The following is a 17,092-nucleotide window of genomic DNA, read 5'->3' on the forward strand; positions in this document are numbered from 1 at the left end:
CCTATAGTAATTCTATTTTACTTTTGCTCAACCACACTTAAGGGATTGTTCTATGCCAAGCTATTTGCTGCTGTCGTTGTGACAATCTGACGCACTTGGGCATTACTTAGACCTTTTTTAGCACTGAGCATCAAAGCTATTACCCCAGCAACGTGAGGAGCCGCCATAGATGTTCCGTCTTCAAAACCATACTTATTACCCGGAAGTGTCGAATAGATACCGATTAATTGATGCCCATCTTCTCCAACTAGATCCAGGTCGCCTTCAAAGTATGCTCCTGGAGCTGTAACGTATGTAAGTGGGGTTGTTCCTGCCCTGTTGGAGAAGTCGGCCAATGTCTTATTATAGTAGGCTGCTCCAACAGCAAGCCCCCATTGGTCAGCATAGCGAGCTGGATAGATTGGTGCTGTCCCGCCGTCATTACCTGCTGCTGAGACGACAAATACCCCTTTGCTGGCAGCATATTGAATAGCTGACTGTTCATCGCTGTTAGGAGAAGAGCTACCTAAGCTGAGGTTAATGACATTAGCTCCATTATCCACTGCGTAACGAATAGCCTTGACAACTGCTTGACTATTAATAGATTCATCAGAGGGACTGCTACCCCCAGTTTTCAGTGCCATAATTTTGGCATTATAGGCAATCCCAGTAACACCAAAGTTATTTTTTACAGCAGCAATAGTACCAGCTACATGAGTGCCATGACCATTTTTATCTAAGGGGTTGTTGTTGTTGTCTAAGAAATTCCAACCGTTGACATCATCGATGTAACCATTGCCATCATCATCTTTGCCGTTGCCAGCAATTTCCTTGGTATTTTTCCAAATATTACTGTTCAAGTCAGGGTGATTGTAATCTACCCCAGTATCTATGACAGCTACAATAACGCCCTGACCTGTGTATCCCTTTGCCCAGACTTCCGGTGCTTTAATTGCGTCGGCTCCCCAATTATCACCACCCAAGTCAGGCACATCAGCAAAGGTACTCTGACCTAAAGCTTTTGCTACTGCTGCTGCGGCATTAATTAAGCCATAACCTGTAGTTGAGTTAAATCCGCCACCATTGACAGGATTCAAAGTAATTTGTGTGGTGATGTAAACACCGTTGTTACTTTCATTGCTTTCAGCAACATTTCCCGGCCCATCGGCTTTCAATATCAGGTAGTATTTGCCAGCACTAATTGTAGGAGCAAGCGTAATAGAAGTGGAGCGAGAAATAACAGCAGAAGGTGTCAGACTTGCACTCCCCTCAATTTCAGTCCCTAAGCTGATATCATCATCACCAAATGTTGTATCTCGTGAAAGATAAAAACTTGTCTTACTCGCCCCAGCACTGCCATTACCTTGGTTTTTCAGTTGATAATTAACTAGGAGTGTAGTACCAATAGCAGCACTACTAGCAGATGTAGTATTTTGGATGACCAAATCTGGTGCAGTAATTGTAATTGCTTTGGTAACAACGTTGTTGTTTTCATTACTTTCTCTCAAAGACCCAGAGCCATCGGCTTGTAATAGCAGATAGTAATTACCAGTGGTAATGGTGCTAGAAATGGACAAAGATGTAGATTCTGAACTTATGGTAGAGGGTGCAAGGTCGTTCAAGTTATTAACGAAGTCAGAACCTAAATAGACATCATCATTACTGAGGCTTCCATCTTTGGAAAGATAAAAGTATGTAGAGTTAATACTAGCTTTGCCATTACCTTGGTTTTTCACCTGATAGCTGAGTGTGATTGAAGTGCCGATGTTAGCGCTAGCAGGAGCAGAAGGATTTTGTATTAATAAGTCTGGTGCAGCGATCGTAATTGCTTTGGCAGTGACGTTGTTGCTTTCATTACTTTCAAAAATCTCGTCATTGCCATCGGCTTGTAATAGCAGATAGTAGTTTCCAAAAGTGGTACTACTGCTGAGTACGAAAAAGTCAGATTCTGAGCTATAGTAACCACCACCCAATCCAGAATAGAAGTAGTTCTGGTTAGAGGCTAAGAGTGTGTCATCGTTGCTCAAAGCGGCATCTTTAGACAAATAAAACTTTGTTGTACTTGTACCAGCAGTTGCAGTACCTTGATTTGCCAGTTGATAATTGACTGCGATTAAGCTACCGGGGTCAACAAGACTAGGAGCCGAAACATTTTGGATGATTAAGTCTGGTTTGGGGCCATTAATAGCGATCGCTCGGCTGACAATATTATTAGTTTCGTTACTTTCGCCAATATTGCCATTAGCATCGGCTTGATACAACAGATAATAGTTACCTGCGGCGATCGCATTGTTGATAATCAGCGATGCTGTCTCTGAGCTAGTAGCACCTGCGGCTATGGCGTTAACGGTATCAGAGCCGAGCAACGTATCATCATTACTAAAAGCGTTATCCCTGGATAGATAAAACTTGGTGGTAGTTGCAACAGCACCACCAATACCTTGGTTTTTCACCTGATAGCTGAGTTGAATGGTGCCACCAACGGCGGTTGTACTGGGAGCTACAGCGTTTTGGATTATTAAGTCTGCTTGGGTAATTGCGATCGCTTTACTAGCAAAGTTGTTAGTTTCATTGCTCTCAACCGCATTCCCTGCACCATCAGCTTGATAGAGTAAGTAATAGTTACCTGTGGCGATCGCATTGTTAATGATGACTGATGCTGTCTCTGAGCTAGTAGCACCTGCGGCAATAGCGTTAACTCCATCGGAGCCTAACAACACATCATCATTACTAAAAGCGGTATCTTTGGATAGATAAAACTTGGTAGTAGTTGCAACAGCACCACCAACACCTTGGTTTTTAACTTGATAGCTCAGTTGAATGGTGCCACCAACGGATGCTGTACTAGGGGCTGAGGTATTTTGAACTATCAGGTCTGATTTTGGCGCTGGAGTAATGGTGATTGCGCCGGCAATACCGTTGTTAGTTTCATTGCTTTCGGCAACATTCCCATCACCATCGGCTACATAAGCTAGGTAATAATTCCCAGCAGTGATGTTACTGCCAAGGGTCAGCGTGGTTGACTCAGAACTATAATTACCCGCAGCAATGCCGCTAACGTAGTCATAGCCCAAGTACACATCTTCATTGCCGATATTTAAATCTTGGGAGAGATAAAACTTGGTGTTGCTAGCAACAGCACTAGCATTGCCTTGGTTTTTGATTTGATAGTTCAGTTGAATGCTACTTCCAGCCGCCGCAGAACTGGGATTTGAGGTATTTTGTACTATCAGGTCTGGTTTAGTAATATTAATTACGTCAGCAACAGCGTTGTTGTTTTCGTTGCTTTCGGCAACATAGTTATAGCCATCGGCTTGATACACCAGATAATAGCTACCTGCGGCAACGCTATTACTGATGGTGAGTGTGGTTGACTCTGACCGATAGTAACCAGATAAAATGTTATCAACGTAGTCATCACCTAAGAATATATCTTCACTTCCTAAAGAGAGATCCTGAGACAGATAAAACTTGGTATAACTATAACCAGCACTGGCATTGCCTTGGTTTTCAATTTCATAGCTTAGTTGAATTGTACTGCCAGCTGCGGCAGAACTGGGAGGCGAAACAGTACGTGCTATCAGGTCTGGTTGAATAGCTGCGATCGCTTGAGTATCATTTTTGTTGCTTTTGCTGCTCTTTAAAGCATAATTATCCGTATAATTTTTAGATCGAAAAGTGTCAATTTCTGTAGAAGTGTAACTACTGCGATCGCTCGATCTAAAACTATTTACATCACTCAGACTGGAGCTAGAGGAATTATTAGATATTTCTGACGATCTAAAGCTAATTTTTATACCAGAACTTTCATTAATAGAGTTACGGTCTTTGGTAAAAAACATTAGTAATTTCACCTCGTATATTCAAGTAAATTTGCACGAAAAAAAGTACTCAAATCCAGATATATAAGGGATTGAGCCGGAAAATATTTCTTTGTAAGACAAGTGCTACAAATACACTTAACTATAAGATTGCGTAATTAGCAAGTAAAATTACAGTTTTCTGCATACTTAAGAAATTCAAAAGGCGAATAGAGCAGAACTCCATTCGCCAAAGGCTATCTTTAAGCCGATTTTCAGGGTATCAAGTAAGCACAAGTTAAAAGCTTGTTACAGCTACTAGTACCGCAAGGCGGAATTCGTAATTCGTAATTCGTAATTCGTAATTCAGATTGCGTAAGGGTTCTAGACATTTCCAATGGTTGGTTTATTTCCGCCGTGTTGTACTAGATATTTGCTTGCTGCCGTTGATATAGTGACCAATACAAACCCTTTTGCTGCAATAACTCTGAGTGAGTACCACGTTCAGCAATTACGCCTTGCTCTAATACCAAAATCAAATCGGCGCGTTTGAGGGGGGCAAAGCGGTGAGCAATCAAGAACACGGTACGGTTAGCGGAAACTTTTTGCAGGTTTTGTAGTACTTGTTGTTCAGTTTCACTATCCAAAGCGCTGGTAGCTTCATCCAAAACTAAAATCGGCGCTTGGGAAAGAAATAACCTTGCGAGGGCAATACGTTGTCTTTGTCCCCCAGATAAAGCTGTACCGCGTTCACCCACATTTGTTTCGTAACCATAAGGTAATTGACTGATAAAGTCGTGTGCTACTGCTAGTCTTGCCGCCTCTACTACTTGCTCTGCGGTAATATCGGGAGTGCCGAGAGTGATATTTTCCAAAATGGAACCGTTGAATAAAAAGTCTTCTTGGAGAACTACACTAACTTGTTGCCGCAGTGAGGCTAAATCGGCACTTTTTATATCAAAACCATCAATAAGGATGCGTCCTGATTCAATTTGATAGAGGCGTTGCAATAGTTTAGACAGGGTACTTTTCCCAGAACCGCTACGTCCGACAATGCCAACAAATTGGCCTGGTTCGGCATTAAAAGAGATTCCCCGCAGAATTGCTTCAAAGTTAGGCCGGTAGCGGAAAAATACTTGCTCGAAGGTGACTTGTCCTTTCAGGGGTGGTAAAACTAGACCGGTTCCCAGTTCAGCTTCTGGAGCAACGTTGAGAATATCACCAATGCGATCTACAGAAAGTAGCACTTGTTGGAGGGTTTGCCATAACTGTACTAAGCGCAAAAGCGGGCCTGTTACTCTGCCAGATAGCATTTGAAAAGCAACTAGCTGTCCAATTGTCAGCTTTTGTTCGATGACTAATTTGGCTCCAAACCAGAGAATCAGCATGGTAGAAAAATTGGTGAGAAAGTCACCGATATTGCTGCTGATATTGGAGGTAGTAGAAGCTTTAAAACCTGTGCGAATGAAGCGAGCAAATAAGCCTTCCCAGCGATCGCGGGCGACTGGTTCTGCTGCATGGGCTTTAACTGAATGAATCCCGGTGATTGTCTCTACTAGAAAGGATTGACTATCAGCACTCCGGTTAAAGGTTTCGTTCAGCCAGTTACGCAGAATTGGTGTTGCAACTATCGTCAAAGTCGCAAACAGTGGCAATACTGCTAAAGCCACAAAGGTAAGCGGGATATTATAGTAAAACATCAATGCTAGATAGACCACAGCAAAGATGCTATCTAGAATCACAGTTAATGCTGTACCTGTGAGAAACTGACGAATTTGTTCGAGTTCCTGGACTCGTGCTACTGTGTCTCCGACGCGCCGCGACTCAAAATAAGCCAAAGGCAGCCGCATCAGATGGCGAAATAGCTGTGCTGATAAACTTAAATCTAGACGACGGGCTGTATGGGTAAAGATGAATAGGCGCAGGATGCCAAGTACAGACTCAAAGATGGCTACGCATAAAAGTGCGATCGCCATGACATCAAGAGTCGGCAAACTCCCCTGCACCATCACTTTATCAATGACGACTTGGGTAATTAGCGGTGTTGTTAACCCCAAAAGCTGCAAGGTAAAAGATGCTAACAACACTTCTGTTAGCAATCCCTTATATTTCCAAACTGCTGGAGTGAACCAACTGAGGTTAAACTTTTCTTGCTGGGATATGAGTTCTACTTGCCACAATCGCCCATCCCACGATGCCTCAACTATCGACTGCGGTAAGCTTTCACAAATGCGATCGGGATTTAGAGGGTTAGCGATAATTAAGCGATCGCCTTTAACTCCATAAGCTACCACCCAAGATGGACTCTGCGGAGAGTCAGAATTCCACAACAGTAAAGCTGGAAATGATAGCTGTCGCAACTCTCCCCAACTCACTTGTAACCGCCGCAACGATAACCCTAGCTTTTCTCCTGCTTCTACAACCTGTTTTGGGCGTTGTCCTCTGAGTTGACGCTGCACCCATTCCAGTTGCACAGAATTTTCTAACTGTTGCGCCACCATTGTTAAACAGGCAGCAGCTGTATTCCAACTGGCAACAAACGGATAATTTGAGACGATTAAATTGGCGGCTGGGAGTCCTCTTTGGGGTTGGAGGCTGTGAGGGCTGGAAGTCCCCTCTGAAGCTGGCGCGAGTGAAGGAGTGGAAGAGAAGGAAAATGTCTCTCTTTCTCCCTCCATATTCACCGGTAACACTTGCCAAAATTCTTTAATTTGTGGGTTAGAAAATTCTGTCCACAGGGCTGAATCCCAAGATACTACTATTACTTCTTTGCTAGCAGCTACAGCTTTAAAATCCGCAGACAGCTTTTGTAAATCACCAAACCAATCCCCCACATCTAGGGCGGCTATTGGTTTGCCAATGCCCTCTTCCCGTAAGCGAACTTTTCCAGCCACAATTAAGAATTGGTAACGCCCAACATCGTTTGACCAAATTTTTTCTCCCAAACGATATTGACGAGTTTGGCACTCATTTTCTAATTGAGATTTTTGTTCGGGAGTTAGCCAGCATAGTGGTGGCTGACTCCAAGGCAAAGAAGCTAGCACTTTTAATCGTAAAGATTCATTATCCAGAATATTTAACTCACTTGTAACTTGACTGTCAGTTTTTGAATTTTCTCTGCTAGCCATTTTTCAAATAACTCATTTTGTAATGCAAGATTTAGTTGAGTATCTTCTAAAGATGCTGGCAGAAATTGTTCTACTCGAAACAAACCATAAGGGCCTTCTCCTTGAGGAGAGTCTTTGCCAACGATTTCTATTGGTCCTACCAATTGTCCAGGACTGGCTACGTCAATAGCTGACCGTAATATATCCGGCATACTTCCCCGGCTGACGATTCCCATCATGCCGTTCACTATTCGGTCATCTGAAAGTGAATACTCTTTAGCTAGTTGCTCAAAACTACCTCCTTCTTCAATTTGGGTGTGGAGTTCGTCTGCCAATTCTCGATTATTAACAACAATCCGGGAAAGTACCACCCGATCCAAAAAAATTTTGCGTTCAATAAAATATTCTTGGAGTTTTGTCTCCGTCACTACAGCTTTCAGCTTCTCTAACTTGTAACCAAAAGTAACCGATGTGTGAAAGGTAGCGTAATCTGTGTTATTAGTCTTTAACCATTCTTGAAAACTTTGGGGATCGGTGAGTTGATTTTTCAGTCTAAAATCAATAATTGCCTGTTCAGTTATTGCGGTGCCAATCTCAATATCGTTTCGCGTTCGGATTTCTTCCTCAATTACGTACTGACGGAGAATATCCCCAATGAACTGCCCCAATTTTCCAGAGGCTTGTAGGTATTTTACTGCTGACTCAATAGAAATTATTTTGTCATTAATTGTCAAAAACGATAAAGATTCCATGAATTAATTATGTGAAAATGGTTAAACACTTATAGGACTTTTAAATTAAATCATATAAAAATCATCTGGTTGTTGATGAATAAATATGATAAAGATTCCATAAACTAATTGTATGAAAATGGTCAAAAAATTATATAGCTAGAAAATACAATAATTTCCCATGATTATGTTTACAGTCTAGCGGGGACAAAACAGGATTGAAAATATCAGAGGTAGTGCAGTAGAGAAAAATTCAGGAGTCAGGATAGCGTAGTGTAAAGCCTGCGGCGTAGCATTCCGACTTCTGAGTTTTTCTTCAACATCACCGATCTAGTTAATGATATTTACCCATGTCCAGGCAAGTAGCACAGCCGCGATCGCACCGATTAATGTATTAAAAATATTTACTACTTCATTGGTCAGCCAATTATACTTAGATTGCAGTGTTGCCCCAATCACACTTTCTAAGTTAGTGGCAATAAATGATGCCAGTATACACCAAGCGACTCCTAATAGATCGATTAAACCAACTCCCCAACCAACAAATGCGATCGCAACAGAAGCCACAATCCCAGCTAAAGTTCCCTCTAAGCTTACCGCTCCTTCTGTACCGCGAGGCACTGGTTTGAGTGTGGTAATCAAAAAGGTGCTTTTACCATAAGCTTTACCAACTTCACTGGCAGTAGTATCAGCCAGTTTGGTACTGAAACTCGCTACATAGCCTAGTAATAATAGGGACTGGGGATTAGGGACTAGGGATTGGGGACTAGGTACAAGAAATCCCGAATTTATTATCCCTACTCCCAAGGCACACAGCGCCCCAGTCAAAGCCGAACCCCAGACATTCTCTGGCCCCCTTGCCCCAGAACGCTTTTCGGCAATTCCTTCAGCCTCTTTCTCTGCCATCCCGATGCGGGTAACGCCAGAACCAACCAGAAAATAGAACATTACTACTACATATCCTTGCCAGCCTAGAGTTACCCAAATTAGGATGGCTAGAAACCACGCATGAAATGAACCAGCAGGGGTAAGCAGCTTTTTCGGAGCAATCCAAGCTAAACCCAATAAAATTGTGTTTAATACTACTGCCACTAACCAGGGATTAACAGAATCAATTAAGGATGACATCAGCAAATCATGAGTAATTTTGTCTGAACATCAACAGAATAGCGAATTTGTCTACTTATTGCTTAATTTCTGAAACCTCTTCAGCTAAAGTAATATATTTGTATTACTAACTAAATTGCATAAGCATCATCTGAAAGCTGAGTGTAAAATTACAAACAACGTTTTACATATACACTGCAATATTGACTAAAGAACGAGGATTAAACAAAATGCAAAACTTTTGTTTACTTGGGTGGACTCTTCTAGTAAAAGATCCAAAGCACTTTATTATGGATTGTGCGTTAAGTTCCCAACACACCATCCATAATAAAGTTGTAAGCAATTAAATCTACGTTCCTGAGTGTGTGCCTATGCAAACATAAATTAGTATACCTGCCTGCACAAGAGAAAGGAGTCACCCCAAAATAATTAGGTATAAATTATGTAAATGTAAGGCGAAGTCCTTAGCCACAAGGTGCAGTGACTGAAGTTGTACTCAGTTCCTTGTTTAGTTATAAAGATAAAGAATATAAGTTATTGTCAATTAAAACTGTGTTCAACTTGACCACAATCAAAACTTAACAGAATCAATTGTAGATAGTATCAACTACTGAATATTTTTCCCACAATCTATGAGCCAAACTTTATTCCATCTTGCTTTCCCTGTGACTGACATTTCCCAAACAAAAGCATATTACGTGGATGGCTTGGGCTGCATTCCTGGTCGTGAAAACCATCATGCCCTAATTCTCAATCTCTATGGTCATCAGCTAGTGGCTCACGTCACAAAAGAACCCTTGATACCGCAAAAGAGTATCTATCCCAGACACTTTGGGCTAATTTTTACTCAAGAACGTGACTGGCAAGACTTACTAGAAAGGGCACAACAACAACAGCTACTTTTTCATGAAGAAACCAAAAATCGCTTTGTCGGTTCTCCTCTTGAGCATCGCACTTTCTTTTTAGAAGATCCCTTTTATAACCTTATGGAGTTCAAGTATTATCGTCACCCAGAGGCTATTTTTGGGAGTTACGAACATACGCAAATTGGGGATAGGATTTAAGTAATTCGTAATTCGTAATTCGTAATTCGTAATTCGTAATTCGTAATTCGTAATTCGTAATTCGTAATTCGTAATTACGGGCATTTGTGAACTATTGGCTGGGACAATCATCAAATCATAAGGTGTCCAGATAGATGTAAAATCTAGCTGCCCCAAGATTACAGCATCAGAATTTAAATCCTTGAGAAAAATGCTGTTAGGGCGCATTTGTACGCAACCAGGACGCTGGGAAGCATAAGCTACCACAGTTCCATGATGGGGTGATGAGATTGTGATAAACCTCTGCACGCGGTTAATTCCTTCCAGTCGCTGGATATAATAACGGCTGACAATTCCTCCCATGCTGAAGCCTACTAAATCTAGGCGCTGTTCTGGCGCAAAGGTGGCTGCAACATAATCGGCTACCTGCTTTGCCAATTTATCTAGACCCACATCACCATTATTAGGAACCAGATCCAGAGAATATACAGACCAACCCTGTAATCCTAAGTAACCCGCCATTTTATGGAAAACTGCCCCCGTATCATCAATGCCGTGTACTAATAACACGGGATTGCGCTGCTGATTTTCAGTATTCATCTCTAAAATCTGGCTGAATTAAGTCTGTAAAAAATGTAACTGAGTACTGTTGCTATCTGCCAACAGTCTATGACACTCCTCCCACTGGTTAAAAGTAAACCGCTTACTTTTCTCCAATCAATAATTTTCAAAGGAAGGAGTGTTAATTTTTATAAAGCTTGCTTTCAGAATCTTGCTCTTAGTTACAGTAAAATTTAATAATTAGTTCTCGGTGTATACAGGTCGCAAGTGCTTGCATAAAGAACATTTGCCCTATAGTTTTACTACAATGTTGATTAAGCATAAACCTATAAGGGTTGTCACCAAAATGAGGTGACGCAAGGCAGAAAATGTTACATTTTTTCGTAATTTTTAACAATTACGGTCGAGTTCCAAAATATAACAGGCAGGAGTAATTGTAATGGATTTTATCAAAAAGTTATTTTCAGGTATTCTCGGTTTCATAACTGGGTTGTTACCAGGGAAGAAGAAAAGCAACGGCTACTTCTTAGAATTGGACGAAGCCAAAGATGCTGCCAAAGATGTTGCTAAAGAAGTAGCATCGAACGCGAAGAAAGTAGCGGAGACAGTTACATCAAGTGCTAAGAAAGTAACGACAGCAATTACATCAGAAGCACCAACCCAATCCAAGCCAGATTCATTGAACGGAACAAAAACCGCCGCACAGAAGGGTAAAGCAAAATCAGCTAAAAATCCCAAACCAGCTGATGTTACGCTAGTCCAGACTGCTGAGGGTCTTAAAGTTGAACCCGGCAAAAATGCAAAAGCCGCAGCAGCCAAAGTCCTCAAAGAGGAGCCAAAAGAAACAACCTTTGCACCTAAATATCTCTCTCCTTCGGTTACTAGCTCAAATGGCCGTCGCCGTCCAGGAGCTAATATGAGTGCTTACCTAGATATGGCACGTCAGATCAAAACGTCTAAATAATTTATAGAGGCCGTAAATTTACGGTCTCTATAGATTAAACTTGAACGTGCAAGGTTAAGATAACTTTGCCAGTTGTAGATGAAGGAACTCTCCAAAGTAGGAGCGATCGCTTAATTTTCTCCACTACAACTGCATCTTTTACGGTTGAGGCTTTTTCATCCAAAAGTACCCCTCCGACTCGACCTTTATTAACGCTGAACTCAAAGACAATTTCACCACTGAAGCCAGAAGGCAAATTTAGTTGTTGCAGATGTTGGGTTAGGTCAGCAATCTCTATATCATCCAAGCCTGTGACGCTGATAACCTCTAACTGATGATGGTTGATGGCTGCGTCTGATATTTCATCTTGTTCCATTTCCTCGGAATCAAAGCTCAAAGAGATACCGACTTCTTTGGCTACTGGAGATGGTGGCGATCGCCTTTTGCGGAGAAAATCTGGAGCTTCTGCTGATGGTGATGGCATTGAGAGTGATATCTTAGGCGCAAAACCACCAGGCGGAGGACTGCCAAATACTCCTTGATAACTAACGGCTTCCGGCATTTCCACCGGTACTTGCATAGATATATATTCGCTTCCTGGTTCAACCCGCACGTCATCGCTGACAGCAACGAAAGCAGTGTATTGAGAAAGCAGTTGATAAGTTAAGGCTGTTTCTGTAACCGCTTCTACACCAGCTTTAGTTTCAAAACTTACCATTTGATTCATCAAATCCTTGATGCAAGCGCGTCCCCATAACTGCGCTACAGCAATATTTCCTATTTCTTCAAATTTGAGTTTAAACGTTTTTTCGTACTGCTTACCGCCCGCAGCGATGCCGGAGATTTGCAGATTACCTCCGACTCTATCCTGTTTGCGACCAAATAAAACTAATGGTTGTTCGCAAAATAAATCAGGCGCTATGGCTGGGTAAATCACAGGCGATTCTGTGTCACCGTGCCAAGAGATTTGAATATTTGTGAGTACCGGGTTGTTAATTTGCCTGTAAAACTTTTCGGCAACTTCTTCTGTGGGTTCATCATGACGAATAATTTGAGATATTCCCCGGCCAATTTCGGCGATACGATTCAGTAAAAAACGGTTAACTGAACTACCAACACCAAAACTGTAAAGGCGATTTCCTGGTTGTAGATGCTGTTGCACCTCTGCCAAAATTTCATTTTCGTTGCCGATGTAGCCATCGGTTAAGAGGACAACACTACGTAATCTTCCGATTGGTGTGGGAAAATTTATGGCTGTACGAATGCCACTGAGCATTTCTGTGCTGCTATCAGCTTGTAAATTGTTAATGTAAGCGATCGCTTTAGCACGATTTTCTGCTGTATTCGGCAGAGGTTTTGGCGATAACTGCCTGACTGTATCGGAAAAATCGATAATTGTAAAAGTATCGTTGGGATTCAACCCATTGATAAATCGCCGCATCAATTCCTGACACTTCCATAACGGATCGCCAGATTGCGAACCGGAAGTATCCACCAAAAATACGACATCTTTGGCGACAATCTCATCAGGGGAATATTCCAAAGCTGGAATTAGATAAATTGCAAAGTGTCCGCCGCGATCGTCGGTTTGAGTTAATACTGTGGATTGAGTTTCTTGTCCAGAAACTTGATAGCGGAGAATTAAATCTTTGTTGGGAATTCTATCTTCTCCGGCTAATTGAACTCGCACAATTTCACCTGAGTGTTCAATTTTTAATTGATGTGAAGGAGAACGTACTTCAGAAATTGGTAAACCCGCGCTAATTTCTACCGTGACATTAATATTGTGACGCGATCGCATTCCGTCTGGAACTACAGGCGGTGTAATGCGGGAAGCATCAGGAACTTTATCTGTGTCACCGCTACCATCTATCGGCGTTCCAGGAATATATCTTGGCCCCACCACCATCGGAAAAACAAATTCGTAGTTTCCCGCCTCAAATTTTAAACTTTCGGTGTAACGAATTGTGACATCAATTTGTTCGCCAGGTTTGATGTTAGCGAGAGATTGGGTAAAGATGTTATCTCGTTCTTGTTCAAGAAGTCCAGCAGTGCGCCCTTCTTGTTTTGCTTTTTCGTAGATGGCTACAGCTTCTTCACGTTTTTTTATATTACCTTTGATGGTGCGATCGCCTATTTTAATTTCCATGTCATCCACCGCCGCCTCATCGGGTAACGGAAAGACATATACTGCTTCTAAAGGCTCCGTAAAGGGATTCTCAAAGCTTTGAATCACCTCAACTCTTGACAAGTTACCTGCAATTTTTGCTAAAACTTCCGTATGTTTGAGCGGAAAAACTAGCTGTTCTCCTTCAGAAGATTCAACATACAAACCCCCTAACTGTTGGTTTTTAGAACTTACTATATTCATAGGTTTTATTGTTGATTTAACCAAGTTTCTAAATCAGCGACACTAGAAAAGTCTAGTAATGCTTCTCCTAGATTCTCTAATTGTTCAATAGATAATCCTTTAATTCTCTCGATTAATGATGAATTAATTTCCCCAATCTGGCGATTGAGTAAGCGGAGAACTAAACGTTGTTCTCCTGACTGTATAGCTTGTTCTCTATCTCTTTGATAAAGTGGTTCTAGTCGCATAATTAACTCCCGATCATCTTCTTCTAATTGTTGATTTACTTTCAAGTTTTCGCGTAAGTTGTAAACTAATTCGAGTGTTGCTTTCTGGTAAGGATGATTTAATGGTAACGCTTGCAACTCGACAATCGCTTGTGACTGCACACTTCCCCTTCCCAAAAGCCTCAACCACAAAGTCTCCGGTGTTTGCGGTAGTTGATGTATCGCCACAATTGCTGTCCGCAAGGCATCTGGCAGAAAATGTACTCCTGATAACCAACCTGCTTTTTCAATAGTTCCAAAGCTAGACAATCTAGTTTCAGATACGGTAGGTGTAAGAACCCACAACTTAGGAATTTCTGAGTCTTGAACTTTGGTTTTATTTGCTTTAGCTTCTCGTCGCACGAGAGCCTTTATTTCTAATAATTTGAGAATACAGTCGCATATTTCATCAGTAGAAGCAGGATTGCGGAAGGGTTCCAATATTGCCGGATGTTCAGCAAATCTTCCTAGTAAACCCAGTATTTGCAAATTAGAGTTTTGCTCTTTAGAAGGAGTGAATAAAACATCTATTTCTTTAATCTCTCCTGAGACTTTCTCTGATGATTTGACCTCTCCGTAATTTTTTAGTAATTCTTCTAGATAGTCTTTGGCGAATTTGTCATGGATAAAGCGGGTCATCTTATAGTTATCTACTAATTATTTAACAAACACCAGTCCACTATATAAATGAAAAGCTGAGTCCCAATTGCTCTGTTCCCTGCGAAACAAATGAACATGAGACTTGATATTACCCAGCATTTCTGTTTGATCTAATGTTGTATCTGCAAAAGGTGTAAAATCTGACCAAATTTTTACTTGAGGTAATTGCCGATCGATCCAACTCGATAAACTATTCCAATTAATTCTGATTGTATTTTGGCTAGTTTGAGGAATGATTTCTAAACCTTGCTGGAATTCATAGCCGTTATCATCAAAACGGAGAATGCAACGCCTACCAGGTAGGTGTAAATCACAAAACTGGGCATAGTCTTGTGTTTGAGTTTTCCATTCCAGTTTACGGTGAGCATCAACATCTATAACTTGTTCAAAAATTGGCAATAGTCCCACTACTTTTGCTGTAACTTCTGACCAGTCAAAGGTGAGAGAACCGAGTTGATTTGTGTCATTAAGGCAAACAACAGTAGCTTGTGGAGTAGATTCTTGAAAATGTTTGACTTGATAAACTTGAATTTGCTGAATTTGAGCTATTGTTGCCCAAAAGCAAGGAATGCCAGCCTGCTGTAATTGTTTGCCATAAAATTGTAGTTCTCCTACTTGTCCAGTCCGATACAACCTCCAGCCACGACTTGGCAGTAATAGCCTTGCAGTGTAGGGATCTAACTGCATAATCTGGGCGAATTTTCGAGATGCTTCTGTTTTTAGTTCGTTACTGAGTGGCTCTAAAACTAGTACGCCGATTTCGGTATTATTCGGTTCAGATTTTGCTTGGGAAATGGCTCTTTGTCTTTCTTCAAGCTCAATTTCTTGTAATCGTTGCAAACCTTGACGTGCTAGGCTCACTATTTTGGTATTTGTTGTATTTCGCAGCAGTTGGCGATAAACTTTTTCTGCATCCTGATATTTTCTAGATACTTCATGCAACCGACCATGATAAAACTGCACCCAAGGATTGTCTGGCGATTCTAATAGCAGCTGTTTGAGTAATTTGGCAGCTGTTTGATAGTCTTTATGGTCAAAAGCGATCGCAACTTGCTCAATCATCACTTACTTTAAATACACGTTGGAGTGATGTCTCGCGCAAAAGTAATTTTGCGTGAGCTATAAATCATTTATACTTCACAACTTGCGGTAATCAAGGATAATGCTACTACTGGGGCTGTCACTGCTCTCAGGATGCGGCGACCAAGGGAAACAGGTTGAAATCCAACTGACTTCGCATTCTCAATTTCTTGTGTTGTCCATCCTCCCTCTGGCCCAGTAGCAATAACAATCGTTTCTTGTCCTTTGTGCTGTAAGCAATCTTTTAAATGGGGAAACTCACCACGCGCTTCACAGATATACTGCTGGCTATTTGCGAATGACAGATGACCAATGACTAATGACAAACCCGTATTAAAAGCAACAGGTTCTAAAATTGTTGGTACAAAAGAGCGCTCTGATTGTTCGGCGGCTTCTGTTGCGATGCGCCGCCAACGTTCGAGCTTTTGAGGACTAGGATGAAGTAAGGTGCGATCGCTCAATACTGGTGCAATACAAGTTACTCCCAACTCTGTACAACATCGCACCACTTCATCAAATCCATTACCTTTAGGTAACGCCACCATTAACGTAATTGATATAGGTAATTCTGTTTCCACCAAAAGCGGCTCTAAAACCTCAGCTTGCTCCCCTGCTAGCTGCGACAACCACCATTTTCCCTCACCATCCATTGCAATAAAGCGATCGCCTTCACGCAAACGCAACACCCGCCCTAAATAGTGTTGCTGTTCTTTTGTAAGTAAAATTTGCCCTTGTTGAAATTGGGAGGGTGCGATCGCAATTCTTTGCAGTTGAGACATTTTTCTTAATAAACTATTGCTCTGCTGTAGACATCTGTTGTCTAACCCAAGTACGGAAAGCGCGAGTTGCTGCTATTTGTCCAATTTTCTTGCTTTCTTGGATAAATCGCGGAATCTCTGTCACCAACACAGGCGCAAAAGTTGGACTGCGATCGCTTTGCGAATATTGTCCACTGTTAAGGGTGTAGATTCTCAACACATTTCCGTTATACCGCCAAAATTCTGGGACTCCCATTGAAGCATAAAGAGCCAACTTATCTATTTTGGATCTGGAATATTCTACTTCTAGTACCAAATCTGGTGGTGGATATGTACTCAGGTCAATATTTTCTTTGTTACGGACTAACAATTCATTTTGAATATAGTAGCTACTATCAGGCTCGGCTCCTCGTTCTAAATCGTCTCGCGTCATAGTCAACGAGCCAGCGCTTTTAACTTCTAAACCAAACTCTTCACACAGCACAAGAACAAAACTTTCAATTAGACGGTTTGAATTTTCGTGTGCCATTAACGGGGTGATAATTTCTACAATTCCGTTGTCATAAGCTAGCCTTTTATTTCGTTCAGATCCCATATCTGCCAGGATAGCTTTGAATGTCTGCCAGCTAATGTTTTGCAGCACATCCCTAGTTTCTGCAAATTTTGCTGTCGTTACCATAGTTCCGTTTTCCTGTGGATGTCTTACC

At 41.5% G+C, this 17,092-nt stretch carries 12 protein-coding genes; 2 read left to right on the forward strand and 10 right to left on the reverse strand.

Translation table 11 applies throughout. The annotated features are described in order from the left end of the window. Positions 1–50 precede the first annotated feature (50 nt). The 4 genes from CDG77_RS10775 to CDG77_RS10790 form a co-directional block, all read right to left on the reverse strand. Positions 51–3,821: a CARDB domain-containing protein gene (locus CDG77_RS10775; RefSeq protein WP_223269777.1), complete on the reverse strand. Its 3,771-nt coding sequence runs from the start codon at positions 3,819–3,821 to the stop codon at positions 51–53. A 383-nt stretch (positions 3,822–4,204) separates the two neighbouring features. Continuing rightward, on the reverse strand, positions 4,205–6,907 hold the full coding sequence (locus CDG77_RS10780; RefSeq protein WP_094329377.1) for a type I secretion system permease/ATPase: 2,703 nt from the start codon (positions 6,905–6,907) through the stop codon (positions 4,205–4,207). Further along, a complete protein-coding gene (locus CDG77_RS10785) occupies positions 6,856–7,638 on the reverse strand; it encodes a peptidylprolyl isomerase (protein WP_094329378.1) in 783 nt (260 codons plus the stop codon). Before CDG77_RS10785 ends, CDG77_RS10780 begins: the two co-directional genes overlap by 52 nt. 309 nt (positions 7,639–7,947) lie before the next feature. Next, on the reverse strand, positions 7,948–8,745 hold the full coding sequence (locus CDG77_RS10790; protein WP_094329379.1) for a TIGR00297 family protein: 798 nt from the start codon (positions 8,743–8,745) through the stop codon (positions 7,948–7,950). A gap of 611 nt (positions 8,746–9,356) precedes the next feature. Between CDG77_RS10790 and CDG77_RS35360 the strand changes: the two genes are divergently transcribed. Next, on the forward strand, positions 9,357–9,788 hold the full coding sequence (locus CDG77_RS35360; protein ID WP_143857004.1) for a VOC family protein: 432 nt from the start codon (positions 9,357–9,359) through the stop codon (positions 9,786–9,788). Here the strand turns inward: CDG77_RS35360 and CDG77_RS10795 are convergent. Then, positions 9,687–10,367, reverse strand: a complete 681-nt coding sequence (locus CDG77_RS10795) for an esterase/lipase family protein (RefSeq protein ID WP_223269778.1) — start codon at positions 10,365–10,367, stop codon at positions 9,687–9,689. The genes CDG77_RS35360 and CDG77_RS10795 overlap by 102 nt on opposite strands. Positions 10,368–10,767: 400 nt before the next feature. Between CDG77_RS10795 and CDG77_RS10800 the strand changes: the two genes are divergently transcribed. After that, positions 10,768–11,292, forward strand: coding sequence for a hypothetical protein (locus CDG77_RS10800; protein WP_094329380.1), 525 nt, complete (start codon positions 10,768–10,770; stop codon positions 11,290–11,292). A 34-nt stretch (positions 11,293–11,326) separates the two neighbouring features. Here CDG77_RS10800 and CDG77_RS10805 read toward each other — a convergent pair whose 3' ends face one another. The 5 genes from CDG77_RS10805 to CDG77_RS10825 all read right to left on the reverse strand — a co-directional run bounded on the left by CDG77_RS10805 (position 11,327) and on the right by CDG77_RS10825 (position 17,064). Beyond that, positions 11,327–13,642, reverse strand: a complete 2,316-nt coding sequence (locus CDG77_RS10805) for a VIT domain-containing protein (protein ID WP_094329381.1) — start codon at positions 13,640–13,642, stop codon at positions 11,327–11,329. A 5-nt stretch (positions 13,643–13,647) separates the two neighbouring features. Beyond that, positions 13,648–14,526, reverse strand: coding sequence for a DUF4351 domain-containing protein (locus CDG77_RS10810; RefSeq protein WP_094329382.1), 879 nt, complete (start codon positions 14,524–14,526; stop codon positions 13,648–13,650). Positions 14,527–14,544: 18 nt separating this feature from the next. Beyond that, a complete protein-coding gene (locus CDG77_RS10815) occupies positions 14,545–15,609 on the reverse strand; it encodes a tetratricopeptide repeat protein (protein ID WP_094329383.1) in 1,065 nt (354 codons plus the stop codon). A gap of 68 nt (positions 15,610–15,677) precedes the next feature. Then, on the reverse strand, positions 15,678–16,406 hold the full coding sequence (locus tag CDG77_RS10820; RefSeq protein ID WP_094329384.1) for a 16S rRNA (uracil(1498)-N(3))-methyltransferase: 729 nt from the start codon (positions 16,404–16,406) through the stop codon (positions 15,678–15,680). A gap of 13 nt (positions 16,407–16,419) precedes the next feature. Then, complete coding sequence (locus tag CDG77_RS10825; RefSeq protein WP_094329385.1) at positions 16,420–17,064, reverse strand: Uma2 family endonuclease; 645 nt, start codon at positions 17,062–17,064, stop codon at positions 16,420–16,422. Between the last annotated feature and the right edge of the window lie 28 nt (positions 17,065–17,092).

Source organism: Nostoc sp. 'Peltigera membranacea cyanobiont' 213 (assembly GCF_002245975.1).
Taxonomy (GTDB): domain Bacteria; phylum Cyanobacteriota; class Cyanobacteriia; order Cyanobacteriales; family Nostocaceae; genus Nostoc.

Excerpts from the sequence above, each read along its gene's own strand:
- CDG77_RS10825 (WP_094329385.1), bottom strand. The coding sequence starts at position 17,064 with ATGGTAACGACAGCAAAATTTGCAGAAACTAGGGATGTGCTGCAAAAC.
- CDG77_RS10780 (WP_094329377.1), bottom strand. The coding sequence starts at position 6,907 with ATGGCTAGCAGAGAAAATTCAAAAACTGACAGTCAAGTTACAAGTGAG.
- CDG77_RS10775 (WP_223269777.1), bottom strand. The coding sequence starts at position 3,821 with ATGTTTTTTACCAAAGACCGTAACTCTATTAATGAAAGTTCTGGTATA.
- CDG77_RS35360 (WP_143857004.1), top strand. The coding sequence starts at position 9,357 with ATGAGCCAAACTTTATTCCATCTTGCTTTCCCTGTGACTGACATTTCC.
- CDG77_RS10790 (WP_094329379.1), bottom strand. The coding sequence starts at position 8,745 with ATGTCATCCTTAATTGATTCTGTTAATCCCTGGTTAGTGGCAGTAGTA.
- CDG77_RS10820 (WP_094329384.1), bottom strand. The coding sequence starts at position 16,406 with ATGTCTCAACTGCAAAGAATTGCGATCGCACCCTCCCAATTTCAACAA.
- CDG77_RS10785 (WP_094329378.1), bottom strand. The coding sequence starts at position 7,638 with ATGGAATCTTTATCGTTTTTGACAATTAATGACAAAATAATTTCTATT.
- CDG77_RS10815 (WP_094329383.1), bottom strand. The coding sequence starts at position 15,609 with ATGATTGAGCAAGTTGCGATCGCTTTTGACCATAAAGACTATCAAACA.
- CDG77_RS10795 (WP_223269778.1), bottom strand. The coding sequence starts at position 10,367 with ATGAATACTGAAAATCAGCAGCGCAATCCCGTGTTATTAGTACACGGC.
- CDG77_RS10810 (WP_094329382.1), bottom strand. The coding sequence starts at position 14,526 with ATGACCCGCTTTATCCATGACAAATTCGCCAAAGACTATCTAGAAGAA.
- CDG77_RS10800 (WP_094329380.1), top strand. The coding sequence starts at position 10,768 with ATGGATTTTATCAAAAAGTTATTTTCAGGTATTCTCGGTTTCATAACT.
- CDG77_RS10805 (WP_094329381.1), bottom strand. The coding sequence starts at position 13,642 with ATGAATATAGTAAGTTCTAAAAACCAACAGTTAGGGGGTTTGTATGTT.